This is a genomic window from Saccharopolyspora ipomoeae, assembly GCF_029952525.1.
GTDB classification, from domain to species: domain Bacteria; phylum Actinomycetota; class Actinomycetes; order Mycobacteriales; family Pseudonocardiaceae; genus Saccharopolyspora; species Saccharopolyspora ipomoeae.
Map to the genome: position 1 here is coordinate 49099 of NZ_JASAOF010000004.1, position 16071 is coordinate 65169.

At 71.7% G+C, this 16071-nt stretch carries 17 protein-coding genes; 8 read left to right on the plus strand and 9 right to left on the minus strand.

Translation table 11 applies throughout. The annotated features are described in order from the left end of the window. Window positions 1–18 precede the first annotated feature (18 nt). The 9 genes from QFW96_RS09640 to QFW96_RS09680 all read right to left on the minus strand — a co-directional run bounded on the left by QFW96_RS09640 (window position 19) and on the right by QFW96_RS09680 (window position 8919). Window positions 19–543: an Asp23/Gls24 family envelope stress response protein gene (locus QFW96_RS09640; RefSeq protein ID WP_281455238.1), complete on the minus strand. Its 525-nt coding sequence runs from the start codon at window positions 541–543 to the stop codon at window positions 19–21. Between the two features lie 132 nt (window positions 544–675). Next, on the minus strand, window positions 676–1242 hold the full coding sequence (locus tag QFW96_RS09645; RefSeq protein ID WP_281455239.1) for a hypothetical protein: 567 nt from the start codon (window positions 1240–1242) through the stop codon (window positions 676–678). Further along, window positions 1235–1771, minus strand: a complete 537-nt coding sequence (locus QFW96_RS09650; protein WP_281455467.1) for an RNA polymerase sigma factor — start codon at window positions 1769–1771, stop codon at window positions 1235–1237. The genes QFW96_RS09645 and QFW96_RS09650 overlap by 8 nt, the downstream gene beginning before the upstream one ends. Window positions 1772–1904: 133 nt before the next feature. Continuing rightward, the gene (locus QFW96_RS09655; RefSeq protein WP_281455240.1) at window positions 1905–2837 is read right to left on the minus strand and encodes a YihY/virulence factor BrkB family protein; all 933 of its coding nucleotides are present in this window, start codon (window positions 2835–2837) and stop codon (window positions 1905–1907) included. A 231-nt stretch (window positions 2838–3068) separates the two neighbouring features. After that, window positions 3069–4397, minus strand: a complete 1329-nt coding sequence (gdhA, locus tag QFW96_RS09660) for an NADP-specific glutamate dehydrogenase (protein WP_281455241.1) — start codon at window positions 4395–4397, stop codon at window positions 3069–3071. A gap of 196 nt (window positions 4398–4593) precedes the next feature. Then, window positions 4594–5256 carry a fasciclin domain-containing protein gene (locus QFW96_RS09665; RefSeq protein WP_281455242.1) on the minus strand — a complete coding sequence of 221 codons (663 nt, stop codon included), beginning with the start codon at window positions 5254–5256 and terminating at the stop codon, window positions 4594–4596. Window positions 5257–5345: 89 nt separating this feature from the next. Further along, entirely contained in the window at window positions 5346–6839 is a 1494-nt protein-coding gene (locus tag QFW96_RS09670; protein ID WP_281455243.1) for a molybdopterin-dependent oxidoreductase, read from the minus strand. 41 nt (window positions 6840–6880) lie between these two features. After that, the gene (locus QFW96_RS09675) at window positions 6881–7639 is read right to left on the minus strand and encodes a DUF1295 domain-containing protein (RefSeq protein WP_281455244.1); all 759 of its coding nucleotides are present in this window, start codon (window positions 7637–7639) and stop codon (window positions 6881–6883) included. Then, window positions 7636–8919, minus strand: coding sequence for a class I SAM-dependent methyltransferase (locus tag QFW96_RS09680; protein WP_281455245.1), 1284 nt, complete (start codon window positions 8917–8919; stop codon window positions 7636–7638). Before QFW96_RS09680 ends, QFW96_RS09675 begins: the two co-directional genes overlap by 4 nt. Window positions 8920–9106: 187 nt before the next feature. On the opposite strand from QFW96_RS09680, the gene QFW96_RS09685 reads away from it, so the two are divergent. The 8 genes from QFW96_RS09685 to QFW96_RS09720 all read left to right on the plus strand — a co-directional run bounded on the left by QFW96_RS09685 (window position 9107) and on the right by QFW96_RS09720 (window position 16010). Then, on the plus strand, window positions 9107–9673 hold the full coding sequence (locus QFW96_RS09685; RefSeq protein WP_281455246.1) for an alpha/beta hydrolase: 567 nt from the start codon (window positions 9107–9109) through the stop codon (window positions 9671–9673). Next, window positions 9670–10932: an NAD(P)/FAD-dependent oxidoreductase gene (locus tag QFW96_RS09690; RefSeq protein WP_281455247.1), complete on the plus strand. Its 1263-nt coding sequence runs from the start codon at window positions 9670–9672 to the stop codon at window positions 10930–10932. Before QFW96_RS09685 ends, QFW96_RS09690 begins: the two co-directional genes overlap by 4 nt. After that, window positions 10926–11654, plus strand: coding sequence for a DUF1365 domain-containing protein (locus QFW96_RS09695; RefSeq protein WP_281455248.1), 729 nt, complete (start codon window positions 10926–10928; stop codon window positions 11652–11654). The genes QFW96_RS09690 and QFW96_RS09695 overlap by 7 nt, the downstream gene beginning before the upstream one ends. After that, window positions 11651–12904 carry a class I SAM-dependent methyltransferase gene (locus QFW96_RS09700; protein WP_281455249.1) on the plus strand — a complete coding sequence of 418 codons (1254 nt, stop codon included), beginning with the start codon at window positions 11651–11653 and terminating at the stop codon, window positions 12902–12904. The genes QFW96_RS09695 and QFW96_RS09700 overlap by 4 nt, the downstream gene beginning before the upstream one ends. A 39-nt stretch (window positions 12905–12943) precedes the next feature. Beyond that, complete coding sequence (gene sigK / locus QFW96_RS09705; RefSeq protein WP_281455250.1) at window positions 12944–13537, plus strand: ECF RNA polymerase sigma factor SigK; 594 nt, start codon at window positions 12944–12946, stop codon at window positions 13535–13537. Next, window positions 13534–14292 carry an anti-sigma factor gene (locus tag QFW96_RS09710; protein ID WP_281455251.1) on the plus strand — a complete coding sequence of 253 codons (759 nt, stop codon included), beginning with the start codon at window positions 13534–13536 and terminating at the stop codon, window positions 14290–14292. Before sigK ends, QFW96_RS09710 begins: the two co-directional genes overlap by 4 nt. A 134-nt stretch (window positions 14293–14426) precedes the next feature. Beyond that, the gene (locus QFW96_RS09715) at window positions 14427–15299 is read left to right on the plus strand and encodes an oxidoreductase (RefSeq protein WP_281455252.1); all 873 of its coding nucleotides are present in this window, start codon (window positions 14427–14429) and stop codon (window positions 15297–15299) included. A 228-nt stretch (window positions 15300–15527) separates the two neighbouring features. Then, on the plus strand, window positions 15528–16010 hold the full coding sequence (locus QFW96_RS09720; protein WP_281455253.1) for a hypothetical protein: 483 nt from the start codon (window positions 15528–15530) through the stop codon (window positions 16008–16010). Window positions 16011–16071 lie beyond the last annotated feature (61 nt).

A 16071-nucleotide genomic window follows, 5' to 3' on the forward strand; every position in this document is an offset into this window, starting at 1 on the left:
GTTCCGGGAAGCGCACGATCATTCGACGCGGGCGGACGCCCCCGCGGAAACGCCGTCGCCGGATTCGTCGTCGTCCGAGGGCAGGTGGATGTCGTTGACCGCGATGTTGACCTCGATGACTTCCAGACCGGTCATCCGCTCCACGCCGTTGATGACGTTGCCGCGAACGGCGCGGGCGATCTCCACGATGGACGCGCCGTACTCCACGACGATGTCCAGATCGATCGCCGCCTGCTTCTCACCCACCTCGACCTGCACGCCCGAGGTCGACGAGGTGCCGCTGCCGCCCGGGATGCGCTCGCGGATCGCGCCGAACGCACGGGAGACCCCGCCGCCCATCGCGTGCACGCCGGAGATCTCGCGCGCGGCGATCCCCGCGATCTTCTGCACCACTGCGGCGGCGATCGTGGTCTTGCCGTGCGACGTCTCGTCCGCCGGTCGGGCCGGGACCACGCCGGAACCGGTGGTCAGCGAAGAACCCCCGGACGGCTGGGTGGTCTGGGTCTCGGTGCGCTGGTTGGTGCTTCCGCTCGACTGGGCCATTGCTGATTCCTTCCGCTCGATCGCTCGCGGCCGGGCCGTGCGGTTCACGGGCCGGGTCGCTGCCGACGAACAGTCAGATGCGGGTGCCCGACCGACCGTGACGGAAGAGTGAGCTGAAACACACCTCAACCGTCAGGTCGCCTCGGGGGGCACCACATCGGCGATGCGCACCCACACCGCCGGAACGCCGGGACCGAGCGTGACCCGCAGCGCGTCCTCCAGATCCGTCCGAAGTCTCGTGGCCAGCTCGGGTGCCGCCGATCCGTAGCTCACCTCCAGCTCCACGCAGATCTCCTGCGAGTCGCCGGTGCAGGCCAGCACGCGGGCGCCGGGGACGTTCGCGAGCAGTTCCGCGCTCAGCCGTCGTGCCAGCACCAGCGCGGCGTGCGGCGTCACGCGCAGCGCACCGCCGTCCTGCGCGATCTCGATCAACGGACCGCTGTCCAGCCCCCGGGCGCGCCGCGCGGTGAGCAACGCCCGATCAAGCAGGCCGTTCGGCGTTTCGACGGCGACCTCCGCGGCGCGGCGGACCGGGGCCCAGCCAGGACCGAAGCCCGCCATGGCAGCCTGGCAGTGCGGGCAGCTCGCGACGTGCGCGGCGAACTCCGGCGGCGCGTCCCCGGCGAGGTGCTCGACCAGCTCGCCGATGGTGTGCCCGCAGCTGAGCCGCTGCTCGGGGTCGAAGGACGCTTCACCCACGGCGCATCTCCTCCAACCTCGTCAGCAGGGCCAACCGCGCGCGGTGCAGCCGGGATCGCAGCGCGGCGGTGTTCACCTCTAGCACCTCGGCGATCTCTTCGTAGGACATGCCCTCGAACTCGCGCAGCACCAGCGGCACCCGTTGCGACGGTTCGAGGGTGGCGATCGCCCGGTGCACCAGATCGGCCTCCTCCGAACGCACGGCGTGGCCCTCCGGGTTGCCCGTCCCGTCGTCGGGGATCAAGTGGTTCATCGACTCGTCGCTGGTGTCGATCGGCACCGTCGGCTTGCGCCGCCGGACCTGGGCGAGTGCCGCGTTGGTCACCACCCGGTACAGCCACGTGGTGGGCGCCGCCTCGTTGCGGAAGTGGCGGAGGGAGCGCCACGCGGCGACCCACGCCTCCTGCACCGCGTCTTCGGCTTCCGCGGCGTCCGCGAGGATGCGGTACGCGACCCGGTACATGGTGTTGGTGTGCCGACGGACCAGCTCGTCGAAGGCCACGCCGTCCCCGCGCTGGGCGGCGGCCATCAGGTCCCGGTCGGTATCGTCCCGCCCGGTCACGTCCGGGATCTCCCGCAGCTCCACCGCGGCGACTCCGCCAGCGTCCTCACCAGGTGCTTCTCCGGCCGCGCGGGCGCGCGGCGCGCTCTCGGGCGCCGGTTCACGAAGTGCCTCCCCCCGCGCGGACGGCCCGCCGGGCGATGGCGATCTCCCGGGACGGCTGGACGGTGTCGAGCTCGGCGTTGACCGCGCCGCCGAGCAGCACGGCGAACGCCGTGACGTACAGCCACAGCAGCACGCCCATCGGGGCGGCCAGCGCGCCGTAGACCGGCGAGTTCTCCAGGCTGACGTTCAGGTAGATCCGCAGCGCGAAGCTGCCCAGCAGCCACACCACCAGCGCCACCGCGGCGCCCGGGACGTGCTCGTGCCACGGCGTGCGGATCGGGACCGAGACCATGTACAGCGTGCTCAGCGACGCGATCGATCCGATTACGATCAGCGGCCAGTACAGCCCGTACACCAGCCCCGCGGCCTGCGGGACCCACCCGGCGATCACCGCCGGGCCGACGGCCAGCAGCGGCAGCAGGACCAGCGCCACCAGCAGCCCCACCACGTACACGAGCACCGACATCAACCGCTGCCGCACCACGCCGCGCTGCCCGCCCAGGCCGTAGACCACCGAGATCGTGTCGATGTAGACGTTCAGCGCGGTCGACCCCGACCAGAGCGCGAGCACGAAACCGATCGAGATGATCCCGGCCCGTCCCGAACCCAGGACTTCGACCAGCACCGGCCGCAGCAGTTGGTCGATCGCCTGCGGCGACAGCACCGTCCCGGCGGCCCGCACCAAGGTCTCCTCGACCGCGATCATGGTGCCCTCCCGGCCGAGCCAGCCGGCGAGGTAGCCGAGCGTGCCGACCACGCTCAGCAGGACCGGCGGCAGGGAGGTGAGGGTGAAGAACGCCGCTTCCCCGGCCAGGCCCGTCAGCCGGTAGCGGCCGCTGCTCTCCACGGTGCGGGCGGTCAGCCGGACCAGGCCCCGCAGCCGCCGGTTGCGCGGGTGCCGGAGCCGTGCGACGACCTTGTGCGGCACGACCCCCTCCTCCGAGCGCTCTGCCTCTTGCGTTTCGATCACGAACTGTCCGATGCGCGGGAGGGCTCCGGCGTCACGGTCCAGATCCGTGATTTTCGGCGATGTCGTGCCGAACCGCCTCGCCGACACGCGCGGGTGAGCGGGGAACGGCGCGTCCCCGGCTCGCCCGCGGTGGCGCGGGCTCCTGGTTCGACGACGAGGACCACCGCCGATCGAACCGGCGAAGCGCCCTCAGATGACTCCGAGGTCGAGCATCGTGTCGGCGACCCTGGTGAAGCCTGCGACGTTCGCACCCAGGACGAGGTTGCCGGGGGCTCCGTGGTCCTCGGCCGTCGCCCGGCACCCGTTGTGGATGTCGGCCATGATCTTCGACAGCCTCGCGTCGGTGTCCTCGAAAGACCAGGAATCCCGCGAGGCGTTCTGCTGCATTTCGAGCCCGGAGGTGGCGACACCGCCCGCGTTGGCCGCCTTCCCCGGTCCGAAGGCGACCCCGGCGTCGAGGAAGATCTTCACCGCCGCCGGGGTCGTCGGCATGTTCGCGCCCTCGCCGACCGCGACCACGCCGTTGCGCACCAGGGCGAGGGCGGCCTCGTCGTCGAGCTCGTTCTGGGTGGCGCAGGGCAGCGCGATCGCGCAGGGCACGTCCCAGATCGAACCGGCTTCGACGAACTCGGCGCGGTCGTGGCCCTCGGCGTACTCCTTGATGCGCCCGGCGCGGACTTCCTTGAGCTCCTGCACCGCCTCGACGTCGATGCCCGCCTCGTCCACGACGTAGCCCTCGGAGTCCGACATCGCCACCACCGTGGCGCCGAGCTCCTCGGCCTTCCGCGCGGCGTGGATCGCGACGTTGCCCGCCCCCGACACCACCACGCGGCGACCGTCGAACCGGTCTCCACGAGCACGCAGCATCTGCTCGACGAAGTAGACCGTGCCGTACCCGGTCGCCTCCGTCCGCACCTGCGACCCGCCCCAGTCGAGTCCCTTCCCGGTGAGCACGCCGGACTCGTAGCGGTTGGTGATGCGCTTGTACTGGCCGAACAGGTACCCGATCTCGCGGCGCCCGACCCCGATGTCACCTGCGGGCACGTCGGTGTGCTCGCCGAGGTGGCGGTGCAGTTCGGTCATGAACGACTGGCAGAACCGCATGATCTCCGCGTCGGATCTGCCCTTGGGGTCGAAGTCGGAACCTCCTTTGCCGCCGCCGAGCGGCAGCCCGGTGAGCGCGTTCTTGAAGATCTGCTCGAAACCGAGGAACTTGATCACGCCGATGTTCACCGAGGGGTGGAACCGGAGTCCGCCCTTGTACGGCCCGAGCGCGGAGTTGAACTCGACGCGGAAACCCCGGTTCACCTTGACCGCACCCGCGTCGTCGATCCACGGCACCCGGAAGATGATCTGCCGCTCAGGTTCGCACAGCCGTTCGAGCACGCCGGACCGCAGGTACTCGGGGCGCCGCGCGAGCGCCGGCTCCAACGACTCCAGGACCTCGTAGGCGGCTTGGCCGAACTCGGGCTGGTGCCCGTCACGGGCTTGGATGGCCCGGTAGACATCGGCTGTCAACTGCAGACCATCCGGATCGCGGCTCATCACGGGCGAAGTCTCCTCGTCGTCGGCAACGCAGAACGTTCGTGCTGCTTCTAACAGAACATTGACGCGGAGGAAACATCATCGGCGGTCTTCGCGCTCCTGCTGCCGGGTCCGCTGAACCACCCGCGAGACGGGGCGAGCTCGGTGCGCCCGAGCTCGCCCCGCTCGCTCAGCGCGGTGGCATGAGCACCTGGTCGACGACGAAGACCGTCGCGTTGGCGGTGGGGACGTTGCCGCACAGCACGTTCGCACCGTTGACCTTCAGCTGGTCGCCGGATCCCTCGATCTTGACCTGCCCGCCCTGAACGGTGTCGACGGTGCCCGCCCTGCCCAGGTCGTCGGCGGTCATCCGCTGCGGGACCACGTGGTAGGTCAGGGTGCTGGTGAGCGCCTCCTTCTGGGCGGGGTCGGTCAGCATCGCCTGCAGCTGATCGGGCGGAATCGCGTCGAACGCCGGGTCCGCGGGGGCGAACACGGTGTACTGCGCGTCGGACTTGTTCAACGTGTCGACCAGGCCCGCCGACTTCACCGCGGCGGTCAACTTGGTCAGCAGCGGGTTGTTGGAGGCCGCGGTGCCGACCGGATCATCGATCATGCCCTGCACCGAGCCGGGATTCGACGGGTCGGTGGGAACCTGGGCGCAACCCGGTCCGAACACGTCCGCGGCCGTGGTCGTGCCCTGCTGCATCGGCGCCGCCGGCACCGGGGGCGGTGGCGGGGGAGCCTGCGGCTCGTCCGCCGGCTGCTGCGCGGACTGCCCGCTGCAGGCGGCGAGCCCGAAGGTGAGCAGCGCAGCACCGGCACCGAGGGCAGTGCGGCGAAGTGCGGTCATGGACCATCATCTCCTCTGTCGAACATCGGTCATCCGGGATTCGGACCAGGTGCGGCGCGGGATTGGTTCGATCGCGCAGATTTCGGAAGTCATCTCGCGGTGCAGAAGATCGAGTGCCAGCCCGTCGCTCCATCCGGGACGGTCGGCACCCGTTGCGGCGTCTGCGTGGTGCCCGCCCGGTCCGTGGCCCGGCATTCCACGGTTCGCCCACCGGGAGGGAGTTCGAGCTCGGCGCGCCACATCCGCCAGGTGTGGCCCGAGACCTCTGTGGACAGTTGCGCGTCCCGCCACGGGCCGCCGTCCACCCGGACCTCGACCCGGGCGATGCCGTGCGGCTGCGCCCACGCCGTTCCCGCCGCGGTGAACCGCCCGGCGGGCACCTTCTCGAACGGTTTCGGCCGGTCGATTCGGGACTGCGCCTTGATCGGCGCGCGCTGCGCCCAACCCCGCTGCTCCCAGTAGGTCTCCCGGTCGAAAGTGGTCAGCTCCAGGTCGACCAGCCACTTGGTGGCCGAGACGTAGCCGTAGAGCCCGGAGGTCACCATCCGGACGGGGAACCCGTGCTCGGCGGGCAGCGGTTCTCCGTTCATGCCGTAGGCGAGCAGCGCGGGGCGGTCCGGGTCGGCGAGCACGTCGACCGGGGTGCCCGCGGTGTACCCGTCGATGCTGGTGCTGAAGACCTGCTCGGCTCCCGGACGGACTCCGGCTTCGCGCAGGACGTCCCGGATCGGCACCCCGGTGAAGTCGGCGGTCGACGTGTAGGGACCACCGACCTCGTTGGACACGCACGTCATGGTGATCGTGCGAGTCTCCTGCGGGCGGCGGAGCAGGTCGTCGAGGGACAGCGCGAGCTCGCGATCGACCATGCCGTGAACCCGCAACCGCCACGAATCCGGATCCACCCGGGGAACCGCCAGCGCGGTGTCCACGCGGTAGAAATCGGCGTTCGAGGTGCGGAACGCCGGGGTGCCGTTGGCGGCGAAGTCCGCGCCTCCCGGAATCGGCTGCGGCGCCGGAACGCGACGGGCGAGCGCTTCGCGCGCGCGGCCGTCCGGTCGCTGCGCCAGCGCGGAGCCGCCGAGAGCCCCGATCAACGACCCGGCCGCAAGACCACCGGCGGTGAGCAGGAACCGCCTCCGCCCCGCCGGCGGCTCGGCTTCGGACGCGGACCGGTGCAGGGCGACGAACGCGCCCACCCCGGCGACGGTGGCGGCCAGCGAGGGCAACATCCCGAGCACGCCCACGTCGGGCCGGGCCGCGGCCGCCACGACGCCCAGCAGCCCGAACGCGGCGATCAGCACCGCGCCGGGTGCGGGCCCGCTGCGCGACACCAGCCCCGCGACGGCCGCAAGCAGACCGATGACCACCGCCATCCCCGCCAGCAGCACGAGCTTGTCCGATTCGCCGAACCACCGGATGGCCAGCGCCTTGACCGGTTCCGGGGTCAGGTCGATCGCGGTGTTCCCGACGGCCAGGAACGGGGAGGCGTTCTGCTCGACCAGCCCGGAGAGCAGGTGCCCGGCGGCGAGAGCCGACGCGACGGCCAGCATCCCGGAAAGCGCGCGGATCGCGGTTGATCTCATGCCCCTCGTTCGTCGCGAGGTCCCGGCCGGATTGGTCGGGCTCAGCGCCTTCTCGGCGGCATCGGCAGGAAACCGCTGGTGCGCTCGACGTAGTCGGCATAACCCGGTCGCCGCTCGCGCAACCGCTCCTCCAGCAGGGGTTTGCCGGTGCCCCGCGCGAGCAGCCACGTCATCAGCACCGGCGAGAGCGCGGTGAGCGGACCCGGCCAGTGCTGGCAGGCCATCAGGTAGACGCCCCACCACGCGCAGGCGTCGCCGAAGTAGTTCGGGTGGCGCGTGTAGCGCCACAGCCCGCGATCGAGGACCTTCCCGGCGTTGGCGGGGTCAGCTCGGAAGCGCCGCAGCTGCTCGTCGCCGACCGCCTCGAAGAACATCCCGACCGCCCACACGGCGGTGCCGACCGCGCTCCAGGCCCCGATGCCGGGGCCGGCGAACAGCACGGGCAGCGCGACGAACCACATCGCCACGCCCTGGACCAGGTAGACGCGGGCGAACATGCGCAACGCGGGGAACCGGCGCGCGCGTGCCGCCATCGTCACGTACCGCGGGTCCTCGGGCAGCCCGGAGTTGCGCCGGTGCAGGTGCACCGCCAGCCGGATCCCCCACACGACCACGAGCGCCGCGGGCAGCGCACCGGTCCGCCCGGTCGCGAACGACACGGCCGCGATGAGCGCGAAACCCGCTCCCCAGGTGGTGTCGATGGTGTCGTAGCGTCCGCGCGGTCGGGCGAGCGCGAACGTCGCGGTCACCGCGAACAGCGCGACGGCCAGCGCCAGCGCGATGGCGACGGCCGAGCTCATCGCACGACCTCCCGCAACACCGGCGGAATCCCGCTGGCTCCCCGCTCGTCCGGTCGCACGGCGACGATCTGGTCCACTCCCATCCGGTTCTCCTCGAAGGCAAGCTGCCCGCCGGCCAGGTAGAGCCGCCACACCCGGTGCTGCTCGGGCCCGAGCATCCGCTCTGCCTGCTCGTGCTGCTCGTCGAGTGTGCGTGCCCACTCGCGCACGGTGGCCACGTAGTGCTCCCGCATCGACTCCACGTCGCGCACCTCGAAACCGCCCGCTTCGAGCCGTTCGAGGGTGCGCCCCACCGGGACCATCGTCATGTCCGGGGCGATGTAGGAGCAGATGAACGCGCCACCGCCCGGTGCCGCCGCGCCGGCGCGGGACATCTGCTGCAGCAGCAGCCGACCGCGCGGGCGCAGCATCCGGTGCAGGGTGGCGACGTACTCGTCGTACCGGGACTCCCCGACGTGCTCGCCCATCTCCACGCTGGCCACCGCGTCGTAGGGCACGCCCGCCAGTTCCCGGTAGTCCTGCAGCCACACGCGCACCCGCCCCTGCAGGCCGAGCTGCGTCACCCGGCGCTCGATGTGCTCGAACTGGCTGCGCGACAACGTGATCCCGGTCGCCTCGACGCCGTGGTGCCGGGCGGCGTGCAGCAGCAGGGAGCCCCAGCCACAACCGACGTCGAGCAGTCGCATGCCGGGCCGCAACCCGAGCTTGTGGCAGATCAGCTCCAGCTTGGCCTCCTGCGCGGTCGGCAGGTCTTCCCCACCGGTCGGGAAGTATCCGCAGGAGTAAGCCATCGCCGGGTCGAGCAGCAGCGCGTAGAAGTCGTTGCCCACGTCGTAGTGGTGCGCGATCGCCGCGCGGTCGCGCCACCGGGTGTGCAACCGGCCGGACAACCGCGCCTCTGCTGCCGGGATGCGCGGCCTCGGGCCGACCGCGCCCAGGCGCAGTGCGGCCCGCGCGACGTCCCGCCACTCGCGCGCACCCATTCCCCATCCGCTGATCCCGTGCTCGCGCACCGCCGCCCAGCAGCGGCGAAGCCCGTCGGTGAGGTCACCGTCGACGTCGAGGTCCCCTGAGACGAAAGCGCGCGCCAGCCCCAGCTCACCCGGGCTCCACAGGAAGTGCCGCAGCGCCGCCCGCCTGCGCAGCACCACCTGCGGTCCCGACGCCGGACCGGCGGTGCTGCCGTCCCAGGCGCGCACCCCGATCGGCAGCGGCACGCCGAAGGTGCCACCGACGATCTCCTCCATGATGTCCGCAGCTCCGCTGCGGGTCGTGCTCATCAGCGCCACGCTCGCCTCCCGGGTCGGATGCCTCCTCCTCGTCCATTCGTCGCGGGCGCGGGGTCGGACTGGTGAACGTGTTCGTGGTCACAGGAGCAATCCGCACGCGCGCGGGACACGAATCCAGGGCATGCACGAACCGAACCTCCGCGTTCTGACATCGTCTGAGACGCCACCGCGGACAGTCTTGCTGGCGCTGCACGGCGGGCGGCCGGTCAGCCGCGCGCCCGTGCGGGGAACGCGGCTCGCCTACCGACGGATGTTCCCGCTCGCCCGCGCCGGGCACCGCTCGGACGTCTCGGTGTGGGTGCTGCGCAACCGGGTGCGGGGCTGGAACGAGCCCGCGTTGGACGCGGTCTGCGACGCGCGCCGTGCGATCGAGGTGATCCGCGGTTCGCACAGGGGTGCCCGGATCGCGCTGCTGGGGCATTCGATGGGCGGACGGGTCGCGCTGCGGCTGGCCGGTGAACCGGACGTGGTGGGCGTGTGCGCGCTCGCGCCGTGGACGACCGAGGACGATGCGGTCGAGCAGCTCACCGGCCGGATCGTGCGGATCGTGCACGGCGACCGGGACCGGACGATCCCGCCGGAGACATCGCTGGCCTACGCTCGCCGCGCGCGGCGGGCGGGCGCGGCGGTCTCGCGGCACGTGATCGGCGGCTCCGGCCACGCGATGCTGCGCCGCGCCGAGGAGTGGAACGCTCAGGTCGCCGCGTTCGCCCTGGACTGCGCCGCCGCGTGGAGCCCGCGATGAGCCGGGAACGCGTCGGGGTCGTGGGCGCCGGGGTCTCCGGGCTGACCGCCGCGCACCTGCTGTCCCGCGCGCACGACGTGGTGCTGTTCGAAGGTGACGACCGGCTGGGCGGGCACGCCCACACCCACGACGTCCGCACCGCCGACGGTCGCGTGATCGCCGTCGACAGCGGGTTCATCGTGCACAACTCGCGCACGTACCCGCAGTTGCTCCGGCTGTTCCGAGAGCTGGGAGTGTCCACGAGGGACACCGAGATGTCGATGAGCGTGCGGTGCCGGGGTTGCGGGCTGGAGTACGCGGGCGCCAAGCGGCTCGGCGGGCTGTTCCCGCGCGCGCAGAACGTCCGCGACCTCCGCTACCTGCGCACGCTGTCGCAGGTGCGTCGGTTCCACCGGGAAGCCGGTGCACTGCTCGACCGGCCGCGCGGCGATGCGCGGACGCTCGCCGAGTTCCTGACCGACGGGCGGTACTCCCGCCACTTCACGGAGCACTTCGCGATCCCCCTGGTCTCCGCGGTCTGGTCCGCCGGACCGGCCACCAGCGGGCGGTACCCGGCGCGCTACCTGTTCGAGTTCCTGCGGCACCACGGGATGCTGTCGATCGGCGGTTCCCCGACCTGGCGCACCGTGATCGGCGGGTCCCGGGAGTACGTGTTGCGGATCGGGAAGCAGCTGCAGGCGGTGCGCACCGCGACGCCGGTGCGCTCGGTGCGCAGGCTGTCCGACCGGGTCGAGGTCCGTTCCGCCACCGACGAGGTGCACGAGTTCGACCGCGTGGTCGTGGCCACCCACGCGGACCAAGCGCTGCGACTGCTGGACTCCCCCACCGCCGCGCAACGACGCGCGCTGGGTGCCTTCGAGTACTCGGAGAACGCGACGCTGCTGCACACCGACGCGTCGGTGCTGCCGAGCAGCCGAGGCGCCAGGGCCTCCTGGAACTACCTCAAGAACAGGTGCGCGGACGTCTCGGGCGGGGCCCGGATCAGCTACGACATGAACCGGCTGATGGGGCTCGCCGAGCCCGTCGACCACGTGGTCACGTTGAACGGCGGATCCGACGTGGACTCCCGCCGGGTGCTCGCCGAGATGCGCTACCGGCATCCGATCTACACGCCTGATTCGGTCGCGGCGCAAGCGGAACTTCCGTCGATCGGCGATGAGCGGGTGCGGTTCGCTGGCGCCTACCACGGGTGGGGCTTCCACGAGGACGGCTGCGCTTCCGGCGTGCGAGCAGCCGCGGCCTTCGGGGCGGGGTGGTGATCGTGCACCTCTACGACGTCGTCATCGCTCATTCCCGCGAGGTCGAGCCGCGACGCTCCTTCCGGCACCGGTCGCACACCTGGTTGGTCGACCTCGCCGACCTGCCCCGGTTGCCCGGGGCCCTGCGCTGGTTGGTCCGTTTCGACGCGCGCGACCACCTCGGCGACCCGCGGCGCAGCATCCGCGAGAACCTCGACCGCTGGTTGGCGCTGAACGGCGTGGATCTCCGGGGAGGCCGGGTCCTGATGCTCGCGGGCGCGCGGGTGCTGGGCCACGCGTTCAACCCGATCACGGTCTTCTGGTGCCATCGCCCGGACGGATCGCCGGAGTGCGTCGTCGCCGAGGTGCACAACACCTACGGCGAACGGCACTGCTACTTGCTGCGCCCGGACGCCGACGGCGTCGGCGAGACCGACAAGCGCTTCTACGTCTCCCCTTTCCTGCCCTCCGAGGGCCGCTACCGGATGCGGTTGGAACCGCCGGGCGAGCGGCTGCGGCTGCACGTCGAGCTCGTCCACGGCGGCGGCACCGCGTTCCGCGCTGCGATGACGGGCAGGCGCCGGCGGGCGACCCCGGCGCAGCTGCTGCGCGCGGCGTTGCGCCACCCGCTGGCACCGCGACGGACCTCCGCGCTGATCCGCCGCCACGGCATCGCGCTGTGGCTGCGGCGGGTTCCCCGCTACCGCCGCACTCCCCACATCCACCAGGAAGGAGTCCGATGACCACCACGACCACCGGCGCGCAGGAGTGCGCGGGGACCGCTCCGCCGTGGGACCTGCTCGGCGCCGCACCGAGCTCGCCGGTCCGCGCCGCGATCGCCGAGCAGCTGTTCCGGCACGCGGTGCGCGCGTTGCCGGTCCGCGTGGCGTTCGCGGGCGGCGGCGTGCTGGGCGCGGGCGGCCCGGAGTCGCCGCTCATGCGAGTCGAAGATCCGAAGGCGTTCTTCCACCGCCTCGGCGTGGACGCCAAGATCGGCTTCGGCGAGTCCTACATGGCCGGCGAGTGGACCAGCCCGGAACCGGCGGAACTGCTGACCCCGTTCGCCGAGCGGATCGCCACGCTCGTGCCCGCACCGCTGCAAGGCGCGCGGCGCTGGGTCGAGGCCCGCCAGCCCAGCACCGAGCGGGGCACGGTCGCGGGGGCTCGGGAGAACATCCACCGCCACTACGACCTGTCCAACGACGTCTTCGCGACGTTCCTGGACGAGACGATGACCTACTCGGCTGCGCTGTTCCCGCCCGGTGGCGACGACCTCGCCGCCGCCCAGGTCCGCAAGATCGACCGGATCCTCGACCTCGCCGCAGTCGGCCCGGGGACCGAGCTGCTGGAGATCGGCACCGGCTGGGGAGCGCTGGCCGGGCGGGCCGCCCGGCGAGGCGCCCGGGTGACCACCCTGACCCTGTCCGCCGAACAGCAGCGGTACGCGCAGGAGTTCCTTGCCGAAGGTGGTCTCGCGGACCGGGTCGAGGTGCGGCTGGCCGACTACCGGGAGATCACCGGCCGGTTCGACGCGGTCGTGAGCGTCGAGATGATCGAGGCCGTCGGCCGCGAGTTCTGGCCCGCCTACGTCAGCGCCCTGGACCGGCTGGTGGCGCCCGGTGGCCGGATCGGGCTGCAGGCGATCACCATGCCGCACGACCGGATGCTGGCCACAAGCGGTAGCTACACCTGGATCCACAAGTACATCTTCCCCGGTGGGCAGTTGCCCTCGATCGAGGCGCTGGAAGCGGCTTTCGACGAGCACACCGGCCTGCGGCGCACCGAGCGGCACTCCTTCGGCCCCAGCTACGCGACGACGCTGCGGCACTGGCGCGAACGCTTCCTGGACCGGTGGGACGACGTCCGGGCGCTGGGCTTCAGCGAGCGCTTCCGCCGCATGTGGGAGTTCTACCTCGCCTACAGCGAGGCGGGCTTCCGCTCGGGCTACCTCGACGTGTGGCAGCTCGGATACCGCAAACCCGCGCAGGGCTGAACAATGGCCCGGCGAGGGCCGGGCCCGAGAGAGGCGCACATGGAGAGCACACGCAGACCGGCCGACCAGCCGGAACCCGGGGAGCGGCCCGAGCCGCACGAACTGCTGGTGTCCGTGGCGAAGGGCGACGAGCAGGCGTTCGCGCGGTTGTACGACCTCGTGGTCGCACCCGTGCACGGTCTCGTTCAGCGAATCGTCCGGGACACCGCGCAGTCCGAGGAGGTCACCCAGGAGGTCCTCGTGGAGGTCTGGCGCTCGGCCAGCAGGTACCGCAGCGATCGGGGCAGCGCGATGGCCTGGATCATGACGATCGCCCACCGCCGGGCGGTGGACCGGGTTCGGACCGCGCAGGCCGCCGCCGACCGGGAGACCAAGGCGGGTCGCCAGGAGCCCGGTCGGCCCTACGACGAAGTGGCCGAAGCGGTGCTCTCCCGGTTCGAGCAGCGCCAGCTGCGCCGGTGCATCGCCACCCTCACCGACCTGCAACGCGAGTCCGTGATGCTGACCTACTACCGCGGCTACACCTACCGCGAGGCGGCCGGGTTGCTGGATGCTCCGCTCGCCACTGTGAAGACACGCCTGCGCGACGGCCTGATCCGGCTGCGCGACTGCCTGGGGGTGACCACCCGATGAGCAACGAGATGGCCGCGCTGACAGGTACCTACGCCGTGGACGCGCTGATCGGGACGGAGCTCGACCGGTTCGAGCGGCACCTCGACCGCTGCGAGGACTGCGCCCAGGAGGTGCGAGAGCTGCGGGAAACCGCCGCCCGGCTCGGCGCGGACACCGCGGTCCCGCCGCCCGAAGCGCTCAAGCACGAGGTGATGGAGGAGATCGCCCGCACCCGGCAGCTCCCGCCGCTGTCGGCGGAACCTCCCCGAGGGCGCGCGTTCCGGTTCCCGCCGATGACGGGCTGGACGACCCGGCTCGCGGTCGCAGCAGCGGCCGTCGGCATCGCGCTGGCCGCTGCGTTCGGCGGCGTCGCCTGGCAGAGCCAGCAGCAGCTGGCCGAGGCGAACCGGCTCGCGGAGCAGGCCGGGGCGCACAACGCGGAGGTCGCCAGGCTCCTGCAGTCCCCGGACGCGCGCCTGGTCCACGGCTCGGCGGGAGAGGCGCGAGCGGTGAGCGTGGTGTCCCGGCGTCTGGGCAGCGCCGCGTTCCTGACCGCGGACATGCCCGCCGCTCCCGCGGACCGGACCTACCAGCTCTGGTTCATCGGCGGCGCCGGTCCGACGTCGGCCGGCGTGCTGCCGTCGGCGCCGACGGGCGAACCGCTGATGACGGCCATGCCCGCCGACGCCCGGCAGCTCGCCGTGACGGTCGAACCCAGGGGCGGCTCGGCGCAACCGACCACAGAACCGATCATGGTGATGGCCGTGCCCAGCTGAGGGCTTCACCAGCACCGGGCCATCGGAGACGACGTGGACGGTCGACCCCGCCGCGGTGCGCGGTGGTCCGCGGTGCGCGGGCCACCGCGCACCCGGCCGCGACAACGGGAGCAACGATCAGCACGATGGCGCACATGCGATGGACACTCGACCAGATGCCGCGGCTCGACGGGCGGACGGCGATCGTCACCGGCGCGAGCAGCGGCGTCGGACTGGCGACAGCACGCGGGCTCGCCCGGGCCGGAGCGCACGTCGTGCTCGCGGTTCGCAGCCTCGATCGCGGCAGGGCGGCCGCTCGTGCGGTGCGCGGCAGCAACGAGGTGCGCAGCCTCGACCTCGCCGATCTCGCTTCCGTCCGCGAGTTCGCCGCGTCCTGGCGCGGAGACGTCGACGTGCTGGTCAACAACGCAGGTGTGGCGATGGTCCCCGCCGCGCGCACGGTCGACGGGTTCGAGATGCAGTTCGGCACCAACCACCTCGGCCACTTCGCCCTGACCAACTTGCTGTTGCCGCACATCACCGGCCGCGTCGTCTCCCTGGCCTCCGGGGCGCACCGGTTCGGGACGATCGACTTCGACGACCCGAACTTCGAGCGCCGCCGCTACCAGCCGGTCGCGGCGTACGGGCAATCGAAGCTGGCGAACCTGCTCTTCGTTCTCGAACTCCAGCGGCGGCTCGCGCAGCGCGGCTCCCCCGTCCGCGCTCTGGCCGCGCACCCGGGGTACACCGCGTCCAACCTCGGAACGCACGGACGCAACCGCCTGCTGGTCGGCGCGGCACGGCTAGCGGGGTCCCTGCTGGCGCAGGGTCCCGCCACGGGGGCGCTGCCGAGCCTGTACGCGGCGACGCAGGACCTGCCCGGAGCCAGCTACGTCGGCCCCGACGGCTGGCGGGAGCTGCGCGGCCACCCGACGCTCGTCGCGCGCAGCCTGCAGGCCAGCGACGCGGACGCGGCGAAGCGCCTGTGGGACATGTCCAGACGGCTCACCGGAATCCCCACGTCGTGAGATCCCAGCGGGGAACGGCAATGCCCAGGCCTTCGACCCGGCGGGACGCCGAATCGTGCAGGACGCACTCAGCGCGGCGAGTGCTCGAACAGCACGAGTCCTTCCACCACGTCAATTCGAGATCGGGATGAGCGAATTCCCGAGCGAGGACGCCGGCTTTCGAATCAGTAGTGTGAGAGAGGGCATACCGCTTCGCCGCTTTTCCACGTCATCTCTAGTGTGGTGCCCGTGAGGAAGTCGATGACACGCCAACACGGTCTGGGGAAGCTGCTCGTGCTTCCCCTGCTTGTGCTGGGCTTCCTCATCGTGCCGGTCGTGCTCCTTCCCGCGCACGCGCTTCCCGGGCACGCCGAGCTGATGTCCGCGTCGCATTCCACGACCGGTCACCACGGCGAAACATCCGAGCACGAACACGCTGGTGATGCCGCACCCGCAGCATCCGTCGCCGATCCGGCTCATGACCACGGCCTCGAACACGGCGCGCCGCACTGCGATGCCGGGCCGAACTTCAGCGCGGCCGTTCTCACGAGGCCGCTGAACAGTTCGGTTGACCTGGACTTCCTCCTGCTCGCGCTGACCTTCACCGCATCGGCGGCGCAGCTGCTCACCCAGGCCGCCTGGGCACTGCGGCTCCGGCACTGGCTGTCGCGACCACCGTGGAGACCATCCGGGACCGCTTTCCTCCACTGGGCGTGCATCGCGAGAACCTGATCTCCGCGCAGGGCACTCGTCCCTCTCATCTTCGGGTGATTCTTTCCAGAACACGCACTCA